The sequence below is a fragment of the Micromonospora citrea genome (assembly GCF_900090315.1).
Taxonomy (GTDB): domain Bacteria; phylum Actinomycetota; class Actinomycetes; order Mycobacteriales; family Micromonosporaceae; genus Micromonospora; species Micromonospora citrea.
On the sequence record NZ_FMHZ01000002.1, the window covers coordinates 6,928,358 to 6,947,075 of the forward strand.

Here is an 18,718-nt window from a genome sequence, read left to right on the forward strand (position 1 = left end):
GGTCAGCCGGCCGTGCGGGCCGTACGGTCCAGGGTGTAGCGGCGTTGCAGCAGCAGCGCGACGAGCATCGCCGCCGCGGGCAGCAGCCCGAAGCCCCAGCGGATCGCGGTCAGCGCACCGTCGGGCTGGGTGACGCCCTCGCCGGCGGTGGAGGCGACGAACCCACCCGCGGCCAGGCACAGCGAGTACGCCCACGGGCCCAGCGCCGCGCCGGTGGCCTCGGTGGCGGTCCAGACCCCGGTGTAGGTGCCGGCCGCGCCGCCGCCGGCGCGGATGACGTCGGGCACCATCGAGAACGGCAGCAGCTGCATGCCGGCGAACGCGACGCCGAGCACCGCCACGGCGGCCACCAGCACCGGCAGTCCCGCCGGGCGGCCCACGGCGAGGACCAGCGAGCCGGCCGCGAACGCGCCCTGGGCGCCCAGCAGCGCCCGCTGCTTGCCGACCCGCCGGGCGAGCACCAGCCACGCCGGCGTGACCAGCAGCGCCGGGGCGACGAACGCCGCCACCAGCACGGTGGTCAGCCCGGGGCGGCCCAGCTCGTACTCGGCGTAGTAGGGCACCCCGGCCAGGACCAGGTGGGTGGTGGTGGACATGGCCAGGTAGGCGGCGACCAGCCACCGGAACTGCCGGTCGCGCAGCGCCACGGCGAGCCCCCGCCAGCCGCCGCCGTGCGGGGCGGGCGCCGCGGCGGCGGCCCGGCGCAGCCGGGCGATGCCCGCCACCCCGACCAGCATCGCGGCCAGCATCCCCACGGCCAGCAGCACGCCCATCCGCTGGTAGCCGGCGCGGGTGGCGTCCTGCCCGCCGGCCAGCAGGGGCGCCAGCAGCCCGGAGGCGAGGATGCCGAGGGTCAGCACCACCATCCGGAACGCCATCAGGCGGGTCCGCTCGTGGTAGCCGATCCGCAGGTCGGCGGGGGTGGCCAGGTAGGGAACCTGGTAGGCGGCGAAGAGCAGGTTGCCGGCCACGAACGCGACCGCCACCCACGCGGCGGCCGGCGCGCCGGTGAGCCCGCCGGGCACGGCGAACAGCGCGGCGAAGGCGAGCGGCAGGGCACAGCCGAGCAGCAGCAGCCGGCGCCGGTCACCCCGGCGGGACTGCTCGACGTCGCAGCGGTGCCCGACCCACGGGTGCAGCAGCACGTCGGCGACCTTCGGCAGCAGCAGCGCCAGCCCGGCCAGCCAGGGAGCGACGGCCAGCACGTCGGTGAGAAAGTAGAGCAGCAGCAGGCCGGGGACCGTCACCCAGACGCCCATGCCGAGGGAACCGGCGGCGAAGCCGAGCAACGGCCCGCGGGGCAGGATGGTGGCGTCCGTGTCGGCCTGGTGCTGGTCGAGCCCGGTCATGGCGGCCTTCCTCTCCGGGCGCGCCGCCCGCAATCCAACGGATGCTGGATTGTAGGGGCAGAATGGCGGCCATGACCATGCCTCGCCGCCGACCCGGGCGGCCCCGCCGCGACGAGACCAGACCCACCCGGGAGGTGGTGCTCACCGCCGCGACCGCGCTGTTCGCCCGGCGTGGCTTCGACGCCGTCGGGCTGCGGGAGGTCGCGGCGGCGGCCGGCGTGGACGTCGCCACGGTCTCGCACCACACGGGTACGAAGGCGCAACTCTACGACGCCTGCTTCGCCCGGGTCTTCGCCGCCGAGCGGGAGGTGCTCCAGGTGGCGGCCGAGCGGGCGCGGCAGGCGCTGGACAGCGGGCCGGCGCAGGCCCGGCGCGCGCTGCACGACCTGGTGGACGTGTTCGTGGACTTTCTGGAGGACCGGCCGGAGACCACCGCGTTGTGGCTGCGCCGCTGGCTGGAGCCGCAGCGGCACGCCGAGCTCGACGAGCGGTACGCGGCCCCGCTGTACCGGCTCGTCGCCGACCTGCTCACCGCCGCCGCGGCGGCCGGCGCGCTGGTCGAGCCGACGCCGCACGTGACGGTGCGCAGCCTGGTGTGGGCGGTGCACGGGCACGTGGTGGCCCTGGCCGCCGGCGGGGGATCGCAGGCGCGCCAGCGGCGGGAGTTCCGCGCCTTCGTGCACCGCTTCCTCGACGGGCTGTACGGGCCGGTGACGCCTTGACGTGCCGCCCGCGCCGGTCCATTATCCAACGCACGTTGGATTAACGGGAAGGAGCCGGCGATGGGCGCACAGCCAACCGTGGCGGTCATCGGCGCGGGCGCGGCCGGCCTGGCCACCCTCAAGGCGCTCGCCGACGTCGGCGTGCCCGCCGTCTGCTTCGAGGCGGCCGGGCGGGTCGGCGGCCTCTGGGTGTACGGGGCGCCGGGCTCGCCCGCGTACCGGACCCTGCACCTGAACACCAGCAAGGCGCGCACCGAGTTCGCCGACCACCCGATGCCGGCGCACTGGCCGGACTACCCCGACCACGCCCGCGTCGCCGGCTGGCTCACCGACTACGCCGACCGGTTCGGGCTGCACGACGCGGTGCGGCTGCGGCACACCGTCAACCGGGTCGCCCGCGGCGACGACGACCGGTGGACGGTGCACGCCGACGGGCCCGACGGCCCGGTCGAGGTCACCGTGGACGCCGTCGTCGTCGCCAACGGCCACAACCGGGTGCCGAAGTCGCCCGCCACCGCGAGCGAGACCGCCTGCACCGCCCGGCAGATGCACAGCCACGCATACCGGGGGCCCGAACAGCTCGCCGGCCGGCGGGTCCTGGTCGTCGGCGGCGGCAACTCCGCGATGGACATCGCCGTGGACGCCTCGTACGCGGCCCGGCGCACCCTGCTGTCGCTGCGCCGGGGCGTCTGGGTGGTGCCGAAGCACCTGCTGGGCCGCCCGTCGGACACCCTCAACGGCGCCCTGGCCCGGCGACTGCCGTGGCGGCTGCGCCAGCGCATCACCCAGCGGCTGCTCACCGCGACCGTCGGCCCGCCCACCCGCTACGGCCTGCCCGCCCCCGCCCACGGCTTCCTCCAGGACCACCCGACGCTCTCGGACGGGCTGCTGTCGCGGCTGACCCACGGCGAGATCGAGCCCCGCCCCGGCATCGCCGGCATCGCCGGCGACCACGTCACCTTCACCGACGGCCGCGTCGACGAAGTCGACCTGATCATCTGGTGCACCGGCTACCGGGTGGAGATCCCCTTCCTCGACCCCGCGCTGCTCGGCGACGGGGCGGACACCCTGCCGCTGTACCGGCACGTGTTCCACCTCGACGCGCCCGGGCTGACGTTCGTCGGCCTGATGCAGTCCACCGGCGCCGCGTTCCCGCTGGTCGAGGCGCAGGCCAAGCTGGTCGCGGCGCAGCTGTCCGGCCGCTACGCGCTGCCCGAGCCGCAGGCGCAGCGCGCCGCCTGCCGCGCCGAGCTGCGCGCCGCCGCCGCCCGGTGGGGGCAGCGCCGGCCCGCGATGCGGGTGGACTTCGACGCGTACCTGGCCGAGCTGGGGCGGGAACTCGTCGCCGGCGGCCGCCGCGCCCGCGCCACCGGGGCCACGGCGTGAGCGCCCTGGAGGGCCGCCGGGTGCTGGTCACCGGGGCCAGCGGCACCTTCGGCCGACAGCTGTGCGCCGCGTTCACCCGCGCCGGGGCGCGGGTCGTCGGCATCGACCGCCACCCGGCCGACACCGACGACGTGCCGGTGCTCGGCTGCGACCTGACCGACCCGGCCGCCGTGCCGCCGACGGTCGCCGCCGCCGTCGACCGGCTCGGCGGGCTGGACCTGCTGGTCAACAACGCCGGCGTCGGCGGTCCCGCCCCGGCCGAGTCGCCGCCCGACGAGGTGGTGCGCCAGCAACTGGAGGTGAACCTGCTCGCCGCCTGGCGGACCACCGCCGCCGCGCTGCCCGCCCTGGAGGCCGCGCGTGGCCGGGTGGTCTTCGTGGCCAGCCGGATGGCCGTGCTGCCGCTGCCGCTGGCCGCCGCGTACGGGGTCAGCAAGCGGGCCCTGGTCGCCTACGCCGACGCGCTGCGCCACGAGGTGGGCACCCACGTCGGCGTGAGCGTCGTCTATCCCAGCATGGTCGCCTCGCCGATCCACGACAGCACCGCCGAGGCCGGCCTGTCGCTGCGGGGAGTGTCCCGCCTCGAACCCGTGGAGGGGGTCGTCGCGGCTGTCCTGCGCGCCGCCACCGCCCGGCGGGCGCCCCGGGACGTGGCCACCACCCGGCGCGGACGCCTCGAACTGGCCCTCGCCCGGCACGCGCCGGCCCTGGCCGACCGGCTCGTGCGGCGTACCGTCGCCGCCCGGGTCGCCGCCGGCGACATGGACGCCGCGCCGCTGGCCGCCGGGATGCTGCGCCGGCACCGCGACACCACCGGATAGCGTGACCGGGTGGCCGTCTCCCCGTACGTCGCGAAGCTGCGTGCCCACGTCGGCACGGACCTGCTCCTGCTGCCCGGGGTGAGCGCGGTCGTGCGCGACGACGCCGGGCGGGTGCTGCTGGCCCGCCGCGCCGACAACGGCCGCTGGTCCCTGCCCGCCGGTCTCATCGACCCCGGCGAGCAGCCGGCCGACGCCCTCCTGCGGGAGGTGTACGAGGAGACGGGCGTGCGCGTGCGCATCGAGCGCGTCGGCGGCGTCGCCACGCACCCGGTCGTCTACCCCAACGGCGATGCCTGCGAATACCTCAACGTGTGGTTCCGGTGCCGGGCCGTGGGCGGCGAGCCCCGGGTCAACGACGACGAGTCCACCGAGGTGGCGTGGTTCGACCCGGCCGACCTGCCGGAGCTCGACGGCTGGGCGCGGCTGCGCATCGACACGACCCTGCGCGAGGACGCGCCCACCTGGCACGCCGCGCCCGGCTCGCGGCACCCGGCGCTCGGCCAGCCCGACGCGCTGTGAGTGACGGGCCGGTCGCCGGCGGCCGCGGGTCGGCCGGACCTCCACGGGGAGCCGGTCGACGCCAGGTTCGAATTTGGCCGGTGCGCGCCGTCGAATGGTGTCAGGAACTGACCTGAATGGCTTCTAGCGTTGCCGCATGACTCCGTTCCGGATCGACATTCCCCAGTCAGACCTCGACGACCTGCGCGACCGGCTCGCGCGGACCCGCTGGCCCCGGCAGCTTCCCGGCGCCGGCTGGAGCCGCGGGGTGCCGGTGGCGTACCTGCGCGACGTGGTCGCGTACTGGGTGGAGAAGTACGACTGGCGGGCCCACGAGGCGAGGCTGAACGAGTTCCCCCAGTTCGTCACCGAGATCGACGGGCTGGGCGTGCACTTCCTGCACGTGCGCTCGCCGGAGCCGGACGCGTTGCCGCTGATCCTGACGCACGGCTGGCCGAACTCGTTCGTGGAGTTCGTCGACCTGATCGGCCCGCTGACCGATCCGGCGGCCCACGGCGCGGACCCGGCGCAGGCGTTCCACGTGGTGGTGCCCTCGGTTCCGGGCTTCGGCTTCTCGCAGGCGCCGCCGGAGACCGGCTTCACGGTCGCCCGGGTCGCGCGGATGTGGGCCGAGCTGATGCGCCGCCTCGGCTACCAGCGGCACGGCACCCAGGGCGGCGACCTCGGCGCGTACGTGGCGCCCGAGGTGGCCGCGGTGGCGCCGGAGCAGGTGGTCGGCGTGCACATCGACGGTGGTTTCGGCTTTCCCACCGAGGCCGACGTGCCGGACATGACCGAGGCGGAACGGGCCGAGTGGGCGCAGATGCAGCAGTGGATGAGTGGCGGCGTGGACCACCACGCGTTGCTGCGGGCCGCGCCGCAGACCTTCGCGTACGCGTGGCAGGACTCGCCTGTCGGGCTGCTGGCCTGGATGATGCAGAAGTTCAAGGAGTTCACCATCACGGCGCCGACTCCCGAGCAGGCCATCGACCTGGACCTCATCCTGACCAACGCGAGCCTGTACTGGTTCACCGGCACGTCCGGCTCGTCGTCGTGGCCGATGTACGAGGGCCTGACCCTGGCCGACGACGGCGGCTTCGCGTGGCCGAGGGGGCAGCAGCGGGTGCCGTCCGGCGTCTACGGCGGCGGGTCCGCCCTGATGCGGCGCCTCGCCGAACGGGACAACACCATCGTGCACTGGCCGCAGGGGAACCCCGGGGGCCACTTCGTGGCGATGGAGGAGCCGCTTGCCCACGCGGCCGACATCCGCGCCTTCTTCGCCAAGGTGCGGTGACCCGCGCCGTCCGCGCGGGAGCGGCGACCGGTCGCGGCGCCACCGGTCGCCGGCGGGGTCAGGGGCACGACGGGACCCTGACCCCGGGCGTCACGGCGTCTCCGCGCCGACGGGCGTCACCGCGTCTCCGCGCCGTTGGGCGTCACGGCACGGCGACGGCGGCCCGGGAGCGGTCGGCGGCGATCCGCACCGCCAGGGCCGCCAGCACCGTGCCGGTCAGCAGCCGCTGCACCCTCAGCCAGAGCGGCCGGCGGGCGAAGAACCCGGCGAGCGCGCCCGCGGTGAGCACGATCAGCGCGTTCACCGTGAGCGCCACCGCGATCTGGGTCAGCCCCAGCACCAGGCTCTGCGCCGCGACGTGGCCGCGCGCGGGGTCGATGAACTGTGGCAGCAGCGACACGTACAGGATGGCGATCTTCGGGTTGAGCAGGTTGGTGACCAGGCCCATGGTGAACAGCCGCCGCGCCGGGTCGGGCGGCAGCGGCGCCGGCGTGAACGGCGACTGCCCGCCGGGGCGCAGGGCCTGCCAGGCCAGCCACAGCAGGTACGCCGCGCCGGCCAGCTTCACCGCCGTGTAGAGGGCGGGCACCAGCACGAACACGGTGGCGATGCCGGCCACCGCGGCGACCAGGTAGACGCCGAAGCCGGCGGCGACGCCGAGCAGCGAGACCAGCCCGGCCCGCCGGCCCTGGCTCACCGACCGTGAGACCAGGTAGACCATGTTCGGGCCGGGAGTCAGCACCAGCCCCAGCGCCACCAGCGCGATGCCCACCAGCGCACCCGTACCGACCATGTCGCCCCCCCGGTTCCGTTCGGCTGGTGCCGACCCTACGCCCGCTCGGTGCTCAGCCGGCGACCGGCACCCGGCGGGCCGCGACGGCCGCGCGGGTCTCCTCGGCGGTCAGGTCCGCGTTGATCGCCGCGCCGGCGGCCAGCCCCGCGGCGGCCGAGGTGATCACCTGGGCGCGCGGGTCCGTGACGTTGCCGGCCACCCACACGCCGGGCACCTCGGTCGCCCCGGTCGGGCCCGCCGGCACCGCGCTGCCGACCACCTGGCCGCCCATCTCCTGCACCACCGGCGTGAGGCCCAGCGACGCCAGCACGTCGGCGCGGGCGTGGAAGCGGGGAGCCACCACCACCGCGCCGCAGCGCAGCACCTCGCCCCCGGCCAGCCGCACCCCGGTCAGGGCGTCGCCGGCGAGCTCCAGCCCGGCGGCCGGGCCGTCGACCACGCGTACGTCCCGCGCGGCGAGCTGCTCGTCCTCCTCGGCGGTGAACGCGCACGGCGTGTGCCGCACGACGGTCACGTCGGTGCTCCACTGCCGCCACAGCAGCGCCTGGTGCGCGGCCAGCGGGCCGGTCGCCAGCACCACCAGCGGCACGTCGCGCACCTCCCACCCGTGGCAGTACGGGCAGTGCAGCACGTCGCGGCCCCACCGCCCGGCCAGCCCGGGCACGTCGGGCAGCTCGTCGACCAGGCCGGTGGTCACCAGCAGCCGCCGGGCGTCGACGGCACGCCCGTCGGCGAGGGCGACGCGGAACCCGCCGTCGTCGCGGCGGGTCGCCGCGACGACGGCGCCGTCAACGAACTCCCCGCCGTAGCCGGCCACCTCGGCGCGGCCGGCCGCCAGCAGCTCGCCGGGGGGCGTGCCCTCCCGGGCGAGATAGTTGTGCACACCTCCGGCCGGCGCGTTGCGCGGCTCGCCACCGTCCACCACCAGCACCGAGCGGCGGGCCCGGGTCAGGGCCAGCGCCCCGCTCAGCCCGGCCGCGCCGCCACCGACCACCACCACGTCGTACGTCTCACGCACGGAACTCTCCCTCCGTCCCGGCGGGCCCATGCCCGCCGTCGCCCCGACTGTCCGCCGGAATCCGCAGGGTTGGCAAACATCGTTGCCGGAACGGCAAAACGGCGATCGTGGGACCGAGGTCACCCCGCCCCGCCCCCACGGCGGCGACCTCGGCGGGCACACTGGGCCGATGCTGCGCGCCCCGGCCACCGCCACCCTGCCGGAACTGCTGTTGCGTCCCTGGCGCGACGACGACGCCGACGCCCTGATGGCCGCGTACCGGGACCCGGTGCTGCTCCGCTGGACCCGGGCGCCGGTGACCACGACCACCGAGGCGCGCCGGTTCGTGGCCGCCGCGCACCGGGACTGGGACGGCGGCGGGCGGTTCAGCTTCGCCGTGGTCGAGCCCGGCCCGACCGGCGAGACGCTGGTCGCGCAGGTGGTGCTCAAGAACGTCGCCGAAGGGCGCGGGGACGCCGAGGTGGGCTACTGGACGGCCGCGCCCGCCCGGGGCCGGGGCATCGCCGGGCACGCCCTGGAGGCGGTCACCGGCTGGGCGTTCGCCCGGTTCGCCGGCATGCGTCGGCTGGACCTGATGCACCAGATCGACAATCCGGCGTCCTGCCGCGTCGCGGAGAAGGCCGGCTACCGCTTCCAGGAGGTGCTGCCGGCCCGGCCGCCGTTCCCCCGCGACGGCCACCGGCACGCCCGCTGGGCCTGAGCGGCCCGGCCGCCGTTCCCCCGCGACGGCCACCGGCACGCCCGCTGGGCCTGAGCGGGCCGGCCGGCAGCCTGCCCGGGGCGGCACGGGAATGCCCGGCGTCGCCCCGGCGCTGTCCCTTTCGGCGGCCCCGGCACCGGGGGCCGCGTTACCGTGGGCGGGGGAGGTGTCGGCAGGTGGACAGGTGGGACGCGACGGTCGAGGCCCGGATCCGCACCGCGCAGGAACGCGGCGAGTTCGACAACCTGCCCGGCACGGGCAAGCCCATCCCCGGGCGCGGCCAGCCCTACGACGAGTCGTGGTGGATCAAGAGCTTCCTGGAGCGTGAGGCGCTCCCGACCGACCTGCTGCTGCCGACCCCGCTGCAACTGCGCCGCCGCATCGAGCAGGTGCCCGACGAGGTACGCGACCTGCCGACGGAGGAGTCCGTGCGGGCGTTCGTCGCCGACCTGAACGCGCAGATCGTCGCCTGGCTGCGTACACCCACCGGCCCGCGGGTCGTGGTGCGGCCGGTCGACGCCGACGGCGTCGTACGCCGGTGGCGGGCCGAGCGGCAGACCGCCGCCGCGCCGGACCCGGCCCCCGCCCCGCCGCCCGCCCCGCCCCACCGGGCCCGCCGGTCGTGGCGGCTGCCCTGGCGGCGCCGGGCGGCGTAGCGTCGCCGAACCCCGTTGCCCGGCGCGACGACCGACCACTAGGGTCGGAGGCGTGACTGCCGGGTCGGCCATGGGCCACGAGCGGACAGGGCACCCGGCCATCCGGTGAGCCGGGGGCGGGCCCGTGGTCCGCCGATGCGCCGGGGCGGGCAACCGGCCCCGCCCACGCGCCGCACCCCGCCGGTGTCGACCTCGCGTCCACCGGCCGCGCGCCCCCTTCCGCCGCCCGCGCCGGTCGCACGCCGGCGCCAGCCAGATCCTCGCCGCCACCCTCGCCGGGCGGGCGATCCACCGTGGCCGCATCCTCGTGCCGACAGAGAGCAGAGCCTTGCCCAACGACTTCAACCAGCAGATCATCGACGAGTTCCGCGCCAACTCCGGCCGGGTCGCAGGGCCCTTCGAGGGCGCCCGGCTGATCCTGCTCACCACCACCGGCGTCCGCTCCGGCGCCCCGCACACCACGCCGGTCGGCTACCTGCCCGACGGCGACCGCATCCTCGTCATCGCCTCCGCCGGGGGTGCCCCGAGGCACCCCGACTGGTACCACAACCTCGTCGCCGACCCGTCCGCCACCGTCGAGGACGGGGTCTTCACCTACCAGGCGCGCGCGGAGGTGCTGACGGGGGCCGAACGCGACGAGGTCTTCGCCCGGGCCGTGGAGGCCGACCCGGGCTGGGCCGCGTACCAGGCGAAGACGTCCCGGGTGATTCCCGTGCTGGCGTTGCGCCAGGTGGCAGGCGGGCCCCCGAACGCGGCGTCCTGGGGCGCGGCGCTCAAGCTGGTCCACGACGCGTTCCGGCGGGAACTCGCGCTGATCCGCGACGAGGTCGCCCGCTCCGGCCCGGGCCTGGGCGCGCAGTTGCGGGTGAACTGCCTGACCGTCTGCCAGGGCCTGCACCACCATCACCGCAACGAGGACGCCGGCATGTTCACCGGCCTGGCGGAGCGGCGCCCCGACCTCGCCGCGACGCTGGCCCGGCTGCGCGAGGAACACCGCCGCGTAGCGGCCCTCGTCGACCGTCTCCAGCGGGTGGTCGGCGAACCCGACGCCGACCCGGTCGAGGTCCGCCGGCAGGTCGAGCGCCTCACCACCGAACTGGAGGCCCACCTGACGTACGAGGAGGAGCAGCTCATCCCCGTGCTCGACGAGGCCGGCTGAGGGCCGTGACGATCCCGGGGCCGTCGGCGGCGCACGCCGCCGACGGCCCCGGGGCGTGGCAGCGGGTTCAGTCGTCCCCGGCGTCGTGGGCCAGGAGCGCCAGCTGGACCCGGTTGGTCATGTCGAGGCGGGTCAGGGCGCTGGAGATGTGCGCCTTGACGCTGCCGACCGACAGGAACAACCGGCTCGCGATGTCGGCGTTGGACAGACCCGCCGCGACGGCCAGGGCGACCTCCCGCTCCCGCTCGGTCAGCAGGGCGAACCGCTCCCGGGCCCGCCGCCGCCGCGCGTCGACCGGCGGGTCCCCGCCCGTGGCGACCCGGTCCATCAGGGCGCGCGCGACAGTCGGGGAGAGCACGGGCTCGCCGGCTGCGGCCCGCTGGACGGCGTCCACGATCCGCTCCGGCGGGGTGTGCTTGGTCAGGAATCCGGCCGCCCCGGCCCGCAGCGCGTCGACCACTGTGGCGTCGGCGTCGAAGGTGGTCAACACGATGACGGCGGGGCGGTGGCCGGCGCGGTTGGTGATGCCCCGGGTCGCGGCGATGCCGTCCAGCAGCGGCATGCGGACGTCCATCAGGACGACGTCCGGCCGCAGCCGGGTCACCGCGTCGGCCACGTCCGCCCCGTCGGCCGCCTCGCCGACCACCACCAGTTCCGGGGCGCCGCCGAGCATCAGCCGCAGCCCGGTGCGGACCAGTGCGTCGTCGTCGACGAGCAGGACACGGATCGGGTCCGACGTCACGCCGGCCAGGATAGCCGGACGGCGAGCCGGAACGACCCGTCGGCGACGCCGTGCTCGATGGTGCCGCCGTCGACGGCGACCCGCTCGGCGAGACCGGCCAGGCCCGCCCCGGTGCCGGGAGGGTCGTCGGCGGGTACGCCCGGCAAAGGGTTGACGACCGTGGCGACGACGCCGGCGTGCGGCGCGGCGTCCACCCGCACGGTGACCCGCGCGCCCGGCGCGTGCTTGCGGGCGTTGGTCAGCCCCTCCTGGACGGTGCGGTAGACGGTGCGCTGCGTGGCCGGCCGCAGCGCCTCGGTCGCCCCCGGCGCGCACACCATCTCGAAGCTCACCCGCTGGCCCGCGGCACGGGCCTCGGTGACCAGCCGGGGGATGTCGGCGAGCCGGGGCTGCGGCACCACCCGATCCTGCGCCTCGTCGTCGCCGGTGCGCAGCACCGCGAGCACCTCGCCCAGCTCGTCGAGTGCCCGCCCGGCCGCGTCCCGGATCACCTCGGCGGCCCGGCCGATCTCGGCGGCGTCCAGGGGGCGCCCGACCCCGGCCTCGGCCTGCGCCGTCCGGTACGCCAGGCCACCGGCGTGCACCGACAGCAGCGAGATGCGGTGCGCGAGCACGTCGTGCATCTCCCGGGCGATCCGTTCGCGTTCGCCTCGCCGGGCGTCGGCGAGGCGACGGCGGTGCTCCTGCCGCTCCCGCTCGGCGTCCCGCCACAGGCTGAGGATGAGCTGGCGACGGGCCCGGGTCGCCACGCCCCACCCGAGCGGCACCAGGTACATCATGCCGACGACCGCTACCGACAGCCCCACGCCCGTCCCCGGCGTCGGGTGCAGCGCCCCGAAGGTGGCCGCCGGGGCGAGGTAGGCGGCGGTGACCAGGGTCGCGGGCAGCCGGTCGCGGCGTACCGCCACGTTCAGCACGGCGACCATCGTGGCGCCCACCGCGGTGCCGGCGACCAGCAGCGCCGGCACCAGGGCGACGGCGAGGGCCATCGGGAAGCGGCGTCGCCACCACAGGGCGAGGCAGGCGGCGGCGCCCACCCACGGGTCGACGGCGAGCATCCACGCGGGGATCGCGTCGGCGTAGTAGGGCGGGTAACCGTCCCACACCGACAGGCCGACCAGCGCCGCCGCCCCGAACAGCAGCCCGTCCATCGTCCAGTCCCGTACCGTGCGTCGCCCGGCCGCGTCGCCGGCCAGTTCGCCGGGGAGCAGCCAGTCCGGCGAGGCGCGGCCGGCGCCGCGCGGGGGCGAGGTCATGTCGTGAGCGTAGGTGGGCGGGCGCGTCGCGGCCGGTGTCCGCCGGCCATCAGTTCTGGCCGTCCGGCCAGGGATCTGGCCGTCCGGCAGGTGTTCCGGCCGCGGCGGGTCCGCACCATGAGCCGATGGACGCATCGACGGTACGGTTGCGCCCGCCGCGCCACCGGGTGGCGCGGCGGGCCGTCGGTTGGTGGACGGCTCGCTCCCTGCTGGGGGCGGCCCCGGTGCTGGCCGGGCTCGGCGCGGCGTACGCGCTGCTCGGGGCGGCCCGGCCGTGGCTGGGTCCGGCGCTGGTCGCCGTCGCGGCGCTCGCCGCCGGGCACGCGGCGGTGGTGCCCTCGTGGCGGTACGCGGTGCACCGGTGGGAGACCACCACGACGGCGGTGTACGCGTCCTCGGGCTGGTTCGTGCGGGAGTGGCAGGTCGCCCCCCTGTCGCGGATCCAGACCGTGGACCGGGTGCGCGGCCCGTTGCAGCAGTTGTTCGGGCTGGCCACGGTGACCGTGACGACGGCCTCCGCGCACGGGGCGGTGCGGTTGGTCGGGTTGGACGCCGACGTGGCCGCGCGCACCGCGGAGCAGCTCACCGCACTGGTACGGCGGACAGCCGGGGACGCGACGTGACGGGTCCGCCGTGGCGCCGGCTCGACGGGCGCGTGGTGTGGGTCGACGCGGTGCGCAGCCTGCTGGCGCTCGCGCCGACCGGCCTGGCGGTGACGGTGTTCCAGGTCGAGGCCCGGTTCTCGGCCCTGTGGCCGGTGCTCACCGTCGCGGTCGTCGGGGTGGCCGGCGCCGTGCGGGACCTGCTGCGGTGGCTGAAGACGCGCTACCGGATCACGGAGGATCGGGTGGAGCTGCGCGCGGGGCTGCTGTTGCGCAGGCACCGGTCGGTGCGGCGGGACCGGATCCGCAGCGTCGAGGCGACGGCGCTGTTGCGGCACCGGTTGGCGGGGCTGCGGGTGGTGACGGTCGGGGCGGGCCTGCCCGGCACGGGCGGGGAGGCGGCGCTGCGGCTGGACGCGGTGTCCGTCGCCACGGCCGAGCGGCTGCGCCGGGACCTGCTGCGCCGCGCGGCCGACGCGAGCACCGACGGCGGGTTCGCGGCCGACGGCGCGACCACCCACGGCGGGTTCGCGGCCAGTGGCGCGGCCACCCGCGGGCAGCAGGCCCCGACCGCCGACAGCGACCCGTCGGGGGCGGACACGGCTCCCGGCGGGTCGGAGCCGCCGGCACCGGACCGGGCCGTCGTCCTGGCGCGGATCCGCTGGTCGTGGATCGTGCACAACGTCGTCAACTTCTGGTCCTTCGTGATGGCGGCCGGTCTGCTGTGGGGCGCCTACTGGACGGCCGAGTCGTTCGGCGTCGACGTCGTCGAAACCGCCGCCGGCTGGGTGGACTGGCACGCGATGGGGGCCGGTCGTGCCATCGCGCTCGGGGTCGCCGCGGCGGGACTGCTCGGCGTCGCCGGCATGGCGGTCGCCTTCGTCGCCGAATACTGGGACTTCCGGCTGCTGCGGGTGCCCGTCCCCGGCGGCAGCGTGCTGCGTACCAGGCACGGGCTGTTCAAGACCCGGGAGATCGACCGGGACGACGGTCGGCTGCGCGGGGTGCGGATCTCCGAGCCGGTGCTGTGGCGGTGGATGGGCACGGCCGACACGGACGTCGTCACCACCGGCCTGACGGTGTGGAGCATGACGCCCGCGACCACCGTCCTGCCACGCGGTCCGGTGCGGGTCGCCCGCGCCGTGGCGGGCGCGGTGCTCGAGGCCGACCCGAACCCGTTCGCGGCGTCGCTGCGCCCCCACCCGCGGGCCGCGCTGCGCCGACGCGCCGGCTGGGCGCTGCTGGCCGTGGCGCTGGGCGCCGGTGCGCTGGCCGTGCTGGACGCGCTGCTCGGCCCGTCCCGGCTCTGGCCGGCGGGCCTGGCGGCGGTACCGCTCGCGCCGGTGGCCGCCGTGGTGGCGTACCGGGCACTGGGCCACACGGTGACCGGCGGTTACCTGGTCGTGCGCTCGGGGCTGGTCAGCCGGTCGACGGTGGCGCTGCGGGGGCCGGCGGTCATCGGCTGGCGGGTGCGCCAGAGCGTGCTGCAGCGGCGGCTCGGCCTGGCCACCCTCACCGCGACCACCGCCGCCGGGCGCGGCCGGTACGCCGCGGTCGACATGACCGCCGCCGACGTGACCGACCTGGCCGAGCGGGCCCGACCCGGCCTCCTCGCCCCGTTCGTCCTAGGCGCACCGACCGGCGGCCCTCCGGTCGTCGGTTCGGCGGGCGACGGACGGTCGACTGCCCGGAAGTACCTAAGCACGTCAGATTCCCCGGCGTCCCCGTCTCCCTAACGTGGTGGTCACAGCAGGCACGACCACCGAGGAGAACGTCATGAGCGACACCAACGAGCTGGTCCAGCGCTACATCGCCGCGTGGAACGAGACCGACGCGGACGCGCGCCGGGCCGTCCTGGCGGAGGTCTTCGCCGAGGACGCGACGTACACGGACCCGCTGGTGTCCGTGCGGGGCAGGGACGGGCTCGACGCCACCATCGCGGCGGTCCAGGGGCAGTTCGGCGGGCTGGTCTTCAGCCTCGGCGGCGCCGTGGACGCCCACCACGACGTCGCGCGCTTCACCTGGCACCTGGGGCCCGAGGGCGCCGAGCCGATCGTCGTCGGCTTCGACGTCGCCGTGATCGGCGCCGACGGGCGGATCAGCCAGGTCCTCGGCTTCCTCGACAAGGTGCCGGCCGGAGTCTGAGCACACCCGACGGGGCGGGGCGGCCTGCCGGTCCGCCCTGATCGTCCAGACAACCACAGGAGGAACCATGACCGCGTACGTGATCGCGCACCTTCGTGACCCCGAGGAGATGCACCCGGAGGTGCTGGAGTACATGGAGCGGATCCAGTCGACGATGGACCCGTACTCCGGCCGCTTCGTCGTGCACGGCGGACCGGTCGACGTCCGCGAGGGCACGTGGCCCGGCAGCGTCATCATGCTCGAGTTCCCGTTGCGGCAGTCCGCCCGGGACTGGTACGAGTCGGCCGCATACCAGGCGATCCTGCCGCTGCGGGCGGACCACCTGGAGGGCGAGGTCGTCATCGTCGAGGGCGTCGGGCCCGACCACGACTCGGCCGCGATGGCCGCCGAGCTCAGGAAGAGCCTCGGTCAGCCGGCGACGTCGTAGTTGAAGCCGAAGGCGCGCACACCGGTCCGCGTACGGGGCCGGTGGCTCGTCTTCGGGCCGAAGGCGACATAGCTGCCCGGGCCGTGGGTGCGGTCGCCCTCGACGATCTCGCCGCGCACGACGAAGTACGCCTCGCCGTAGGTCTCGTGGACGTCGAGGTCCGGCCACTCGGCGCCCGGGGCGAGGTCGATCACCCACGTCCGGATCCCCGGCATGCCCGGCAGCGCCCGTACGTGCACACCTGGTCCCAGCTCGACCGGCGGGATCGCGTCGACGTCAACGGCGAGGGTCTGCCCCGGCGACACCTGGTCGGAAGTGGTCATCGGGACACCATCTCACAGCCCCAGCCGGGCGGCGACTTCCCTCAGCTCGCCCCGGGAGGCGACGCCGAGCTTGGGGTAGGCCTTGTAGAGGTGGTAGCCGACCGTCCGGTGGCTGAGGAAGAGCTGGGCGGCGATGTCGCGGTTGGACAGCCCGCGTGCGGCGAGGCGGGCGATCTGCAGCTCCTGCGGGGTCAGGCCGGCGGGCGCGCCCCCGCCGGGCCGGGGACCCTGCTCCTGGACGCCGGCAGCGGTCAGCTCGCCGCGGGTGCGTTCGGCCCACGGCCGCATGCCGAGCCGGTCGAAGACCTCCAGGGCGTCGGTCAGCGGCCCGCGCGCCTCGGCCTTGCGCCGGGCCCGGCGTAGCCACTCGCCGTAGAGCAGCGCGGTCCGGGCGTACTCCACCGCGCGGCCGTCCTGGTCGTGCAGTTCGAGCGCAGCCGTGTAGAACGCCTCGGCCTGGTCGTCGTCGGCGAGCAGCCCGCGGCAGCGCAGCACCAGCGCGTCGGCCCACGGCTGCCGGACCGACCCGGCCCACCGCCGCAGGCGCGCCAGCGGCTCGGCGGACCGCTGCGGCGCGCCCACCCGTACGGCCGCCTCCACCAGGTCGGGAACGGAACGGGTGGCGCAGATGTGGTGGCGCATCGGTTCGCGGGTGAGGCGCTCGAAACGGGCGAGCGCGGCCTCGGCGCGGCCGAGGCCGAGGTCGAGCAGCCCGAGCGACCAGTGCGCCCAGGGCGCGCCGGGGGAGACGGCCCCGACGGTGGCCGCCGCCAGCCCTTCCTCCGCGTTGCGCCGGCAACCCGCCTCGTCCCCCCTGACTGCGTCGAGGTGGGCGAGCACGCTGCTGAACTGGCTGACCCACTGCTGCTGGCCGGTGTCGCGGGCGAGTCCCAGGGCCTCGGTCGCCGTGCCGAGGGCGTCCAGGTGCCGGCCGGTGAACACCTCGCCCTCGGCCATGAAGAAGAGCACCGTCGGCAGCCGCCCGACGCCACCCCGGGCACGGTGCTCGGCGGCGAGCGCGCTCGCCAGGTCGTACGCGTCGGCGTCCTGCCCCAACGCGAGGGCCGCTCCGCAGAGGATCAGCAAGGCCTGGTCGGGAGCCCCGCCGCGCCGCCGGACCGCCGCGAGGGTGTCACCCAGTGCCGGTGGCCGCCCGTCCCGGCCCGGGTCGAGGTGGGCGAGGTAGGGCCCGAGCGGCGCGAGCGGGTCCGTGTCGTCCAACGGCAGCGCGGCCAGCCGGCCCAGCGTCGCCGCGACCTGCCGTTCCCCCAGATACCAGGAGGTGTGCAGGGCCTGCATCAGCAACCCGGCGGCCTGTCCCGCGTCGGTGTCGCGCACCCGCTCGGCGCCGTCGAGCAGCGACCGGTGGGCGGCGGAGTAGGAGCCCTGCCAGAAGTCCGCGAGCGCCCGCACCCCGGCGATGCGGGCCCGCACCGCCGGGGCGTCGTCGAGTCGCCGGGCGGCCCGGTCCCCGAGGGTCCTGGCACGATCCAGGTCGCCCGCCTCCAGCGCCGCCTCCGCCGCCAGGGCCTCGCGGCGGGCCCGGGCGGCGGGGTCGACGCTCAGGCGGGCGGCCCGCTCGTACGCCGCCGCGGCCGCCTCGTGTCCGTTGCGTTCGCGGGCCCGCGCGGCGGTGCGCTCCAGCGCGGCGGCGGCCTCCTCGTCGGCTCCGGTGGCGGCGGCGGCCAGGTGCCAGGCCCGCCGGTCGGCCTGCTCGGGCGAGGCGAGGGCGGCGGCGAGCGCGCGGTGGACGGCGAGGCGTTGCCCGAGGGGCGCCCGCTGGTAGACGACGGCGCGGATCAACGGATGGCGGAAGCGGATCGTGGTGCCGTCGGCGTCGCCGCGCCGCACCAGGCCGGCCCGCTCGGCGGGGGAGAGGTCCTCGACGGCCGCCCCCAGCGCGGCGCCGGCGCTCAGGATCACGGCCAGTTCGCCGGCCTCGTCGGCCGCGGCCGCCAGGAGCAGGCTCTGGCAGGCCTCCGGCAGGCGGCTGACCTGGCCGTGGAAGGCCAGTTGCAGGCGGCTGGTCAGGGGCAGCGCCCCCGGCGAGAACGCCACGCCCCCTTCGGCGGCCAGGGCGACGGGCAGCTCCAGCAGGGCCAGCGGGTTGCCGCCGGCCTCGGCGAGCAGCCGGTAGCGCACGGCGGGCGCGAGCGGATGCCGGTCGAGCAGGGCGGCGGCCGCCTCGGGGGCGAGCCCGCGCAGGCGCAGTTCCGGAAGGCCCTGGGTGGGGAAGGACCCCTCGCCGTCCCGGGCGGCGAAGATCATCACCACGCCCTCGGCGTGCAGGCGACGGGCGGCGAACAGCAGCGCGTCGCGTGAGGCCCGGTCGAGCCACTGCGCGTCGTCGACGAGGCACAGCAGCCCCGCCTCGTCGGCGTGCTCGGCCAGCAGGGAGAGCACCGCCAACCCGACCAGCATCGGCTCGGAGCCGGCTGCGGGCCCGAGCCCGAAGGCCGCCTCCAGGGCCGCGCGCTGCGGGTCGGGCAGCGCGGCGAGGCAGCCGAGCGCCGGACGCAGCAACAACTGCAGCCCGGAGAAGGGCAGCTCCGCCTCGGACTCGACCCCCGTACCGCGCAGCAGCCGCATGTCCCCCGCCGCCGCGGCGGCGTGGTCGAGCAACGCCGTCTTGCCGATGCCCGGCTCGCCACGCAGCACCAGCGTCGCGCTGGTGCCCGCCCGGGCCGCCGCCAGCAGCCCGGTGATCGCGTCCTGTTCGGTCTGTCTCCCGTGCAGCTCCCCCGCGCCCATGATCCCATCCTGGCACTGGGCCTGGAGCGCGCGATCCGGCCCAGTCGCCGGCGGACCGACCGTGACGGTGTCCGGA

17 protein-coding genes and 2 pseudogenes are annotated in these 18,718 nt (G+C 76.4%); 12 read left to right on the forward strand and 7 right to left on the reverse strand.

All coding sequences use genetic code 11. From position 1 onward, the window contains the following. Nucleotides 1-2: 2 nt before the first annotated feature. A complete protein-coding gene (locus tag GA0070606_RS30735) occupies nt 3-1,349 on the reverse strand; it encodes an MFS transporter (protein WP_091106772.1) in 1,347 nt (448 codons plus the stop codon). A 77-nt stretch (nt 1,350-1,426) separates the two neighbouring features. Between GA0070606_RS30735 and GA0070606_RS30740 the strand changes: the two genes are divergently transcribed. The 5 genes from GA0070606_RS30740 to GA0070606_RS30760 all read left to right on the forward strand — a co-directional run bounded on the left by GA0070606_RS30740 (nt 1,427) and on the right by GA0070606_RS30760 (nt 6,070). Beyond that, on the forward strand, nt 1,427-2,071 hold the full coding sequence (locus GA0070606_RS30740; RefSeq protein ID WP_091108436.1) for a TetR/AcrR family transcriptional regulator: 645 nt from the start codon (nt 1,427-1,429) through the stop codon (nt 2,069-2,071). Between the two features lie 60 nt (nt 2,072-2,131). Continuing rightward, entirely contained in the window at nt 2,132-3,457 is a 1,326-nt protein-coding gene (locus GA0070606_RS30745) for a flavin-containing monooxygenase (RefSeq protein ID WP_091106774.1), read from the forward strand. Beyond that, nucleotides 3,454-4,278 carry an SDR family NAD(P)-dependent oxidoreductase gene (locus tag GA0070606_RS30750; protein WP_091106776.1) on the forward strand — a complete coding sequence of 275 codons (825 nt, stop codon included), beginning with the start codon at nt 3,454-3,456 and terminating at the stop codon, nt 4,276-4,278. The genes GA0070606_RS30745 and GA0070606_RS30750 overlap by 4 nt, the downstream gene beginning before the upstream one ends. 9 nt (nt 4,279-4,287) lie before the next feature. Beyond that, entirely contained in the window at nt 4,288-4,797 is a 510-nt protein-coding gene (locus GA0070606_RS30755; protein WP_091106778.1) for an NUDIX hydrolase, read from the forward strand. A gap of 136 nt (nt 4,798-4,933) precedes the next feature. After that, nucleotides 4,934-6,070: an epoxide hydrolase family protein gene (locus GA0070606_RS30760; RefSeq protein WP_091106780.1), complete on the forward strand. Its 1,137-nt coding sequence runs from the start codon at nt 4,934-4,936 to the stop codon at nt 6,068-6,070. A 142-nt stretch (nt 6,071-6,212) separates the two neighbouring features. Here the strand turns inward: GA0070606_RS30760 and GA0070606_RS30765 are convergent, their stop codons facing one another. Next, the gene (locus GA0070606_RS30765) at nt 6,213-6,863 is read right to left on the reverse strand and encodes a LysE family translocator (protein ID WP_091106782.1); all 651 of its coding nucleotides are present in this window, start codon (nt 6,861-6,863) and stop codon (nt 6,213-6,215) included. 52 nt (nt 6,864-6,915) lie between these two features. Further along, a complete protein-coding gene (locus GA0070606_RS30770; RefSeq protein WP_218106107.1) occupies nt 6,916-7,911 on the reverse strand; it encodes an NAD(P)/FAD-dependent oxidoreductase in 996 nt (331 codons plus the stop codon). 139 nt (nt 7,912-8,050) lie between these two features. Between GA0070606_RS30770 and GA0070606_RS30775 the strand changes: the two genes are divergently transcribed. The 3 genes from GA0070606_RS30775 (at nt 8,051) to GA0070606_RS30785 (ending at nt 10,396) form a co-directional block, all read left to right on the forward strand. Further along, entirely contained in the window at nt 8,051-8,581 is a 531-nt protein-coding gene (locus tag GA0070606_RS30775; protein WP_091106785.1) for a GNAT family N-acetyltransferase, read from the forward strand. Nucleotides 8,582-8,757: 176 nt separating this feature from the next. Then, the gene (locus GA0070606_RS30780) at nt 8,758-9,237 is read left to right on the forward strand and encodes a DnaJ family domain-containing protein (RefSeq protein WP_091106787.1); all 480 of its coding nucleotides are present in this window, start codon (nt 8,758-8,760) and stop codon (nt 9,235-9,237) included. A 328-nt stretch (nt 9,238-9,565) separates the two neighbouring features. Then, nucleotides 9,566-10,396 (forward strand): nitroreductase/quinone reductase family protein, encoded by an 831-nt coding sequence (locus GA0070606_RS30785; RefSeq protein ID WP_091106789.1) that lies wholly within the window; start codon nt 9,566-9,568, stop codon nt 10,394-10,396. A gap of 67 nt (nt 10,397-10,463) precedes the next feature. Here the strand turns inward: GA0070606_RS30785 and GA0070606_RS30790 are convergent. Next, a pseudogene (locus GA0070606_RS30790) lies at nt 10,464-11,202 on the reverse strand (response regulator); the annotation flags it as partial. Nucleotides 11,203-11,569: 367 nt separating this feature from the next. Next, nucleotides 11,570-12,529 (reverse strand): annotated as a pseudogene (locus GA0070606_RS30795) (histidine kinase); the annotation flags it as partial. Here GA0070606_RS30795 and GA0070606_RS30800 point away from each other — a divergent pair. The 4 genes from GA0070606_RS30800 (at nt 12,520) to GA0070606_RS30815 (ending at nt 15,568) form a co-directional block, all read left to right on the forward strand. After that, complete coding sequence (locus tag GA0070606_RS30800) at nt 12,520-13,017, forward strand: PH domain-containing protein (RefSeq protein WP_091106792.1); 498 nt, start codon at nt 12,520-12,522, stop codon at nt 13,015-13,017. The pseudogene GA0070606_RS30795 and the gene GA0070606_RS30800 sit on opposite strands and share 10 nt — an antisense overlap. Then, nucleotides 13,014-14,732, forward strand: a complete 1,719-nt coding sequence (locus GA0070606_RS30805; RefSeq protein WP_091106794.1) for a PH domain-containing protein — start codon at nt 13,014-13,016, stop codon at nt 14,730-14,732. Before GA0070606_RS30800 ends, GA0070606_RS30805 begins: the two co-directional genes overlap by 4 nt. 40 nt (nt 14,733-14,772) lie before the next feature. After that, a complete protein-coding gene (locus tag GA0070606_RS30810; protein ID WP_091108440.1) occupies nt 14,773-15,141 on the forward strand; it encodes a nuclear transport factor 2 family protein in 369 nt (122 codons plus the stop codon). A 67-nt stretch (nt 15,142-15,208) separates the two neighbouring features. After that, complete coding sequence (locus GA0070606_RS30815; protein WP_091106796.1) at nt 15,209-15,568, forward strand: DUF1330 domain-containing protein; 360 nt, start codon at nt 15,209-15,211, stop codon at nt 15,566-15,568. Here the strand turns inward: GA0070606_RS30815 and GA0070606_RS30820 are convergent. Both GA0070606_RS30820 and GA0070606_RS30825 read right to left on the reverse strand, forming a co-directional pair. Next, nucleotides 15,550-15,891, reverse strand: a complete 342-nt coding sequence (locus GA0070606_RS30820; RefSeq protein WP_091106798.1) for a hypothetical protein — start codon at nt 15,889-15,891, stop codon at nt 15,550-15,552. The two genes, GA0070606_RS30815 and GA0070606_RS30820, sit on opposite strands and share 19 nt — an antisense overlap. A 12-nt stretch (nt 15,892-15,903) precedes the next feature. Next, complete coding sequence (locus GA0070606_RS30825; RefSeq protein WP_091106800.1) at nt 15,904-18,642, reverse strand: helix-turn-helix transcriptional regulator; 2,739 nt, start codon at nt 18,640-18,642, stop codon at nt 15,904-15,906. Nucleotides 18,643-18,718: the final 76 nt, after the last annotated feature.

Coding starts and splice junctions, on each gene's coding strand:
- GA0070606_RS30765 (WP_091106782.1), bottom strand. CDS start 6,863: ATGGTCGGTACGGGTGCGCTGGTGGGCATCGCGCTGGTGGCGCTGGGG.
- GA0070606_RS30745 (WP_091106774.1), top strand. CDS start 2,132: ATGGGCGCACAGCCAACCGTGGCGGTCATCGGCGCGGGCGCGGCCGGC.
- GA0070606_RS30775 (WP_091106785.1), top strand. CDS start 8,051: ATGCTGCGCGCCCCGGCCACCGCCACCCTGCCGGAACTGCTGTTGCGT.
- GA0070606_RS30825 (WP_091106800.1), bottom strand. CDS start 18,642: ATGGGCGCGGGGGAGCTGCACGGGAGACAGACCGAACAGGACGCGATC.
- GA0070606_RS30770 (WP_218106107.1), bottom strand. CDS start 7,911: ATGGGCCCGCCGGGACGGAGGGAGAGTTCCGTGCGTGAGACGTACGAC.
- GA0070606_RS30735 (WP_091106772.1), bottom strand. CDS start 1,349: ATGACCGGGCTCGACCAGCACCAGGCCGACACGGACGCCACCATCCTG.
- GA0070606_RS30810 (WP_091108440.1), top strand. CDS start 14,773: ATGAGCGACACCAACGAGCTGGTCCAGCGCTACATCGCCGCGTGGAAC.
- GA0070606_RS30800 (WP_091106792.1), top strand. CDS start 12,520: ATGGACGCATCGACGGTACGGTTGCGCCCGCCGCGCCACCGGGTGGCG.
- GA0070606_RS30760 (WP_091106780.1), top strand. CDS start 4,934: ATGACTCCGTTCCGGATCGACATTCCCCAGTCAGACCTCGACGACCTG.
- GA0070606_RS30740 (WP_091108436.1), top strand. CDS start 1,427: ATGCCTCGCCGCCGACCCGGGCGGCCCCGCCGCGACGAGACCAGACCC.
- GA0070606_RS30820 (WP_091106798.1), bottom strand. CDS start 15,891: ATGACCACTTCCGACCAGGTGTCGCCGGGGCAGACCCTCGCCGTTGAC.
- GA0070606_RS30815 (WP_091106796.1), top strand. CDS start 15,209: ATGACCGCGTACGTGATCGCGCACCTTCGTGACCCCGAGGAGATGCAC.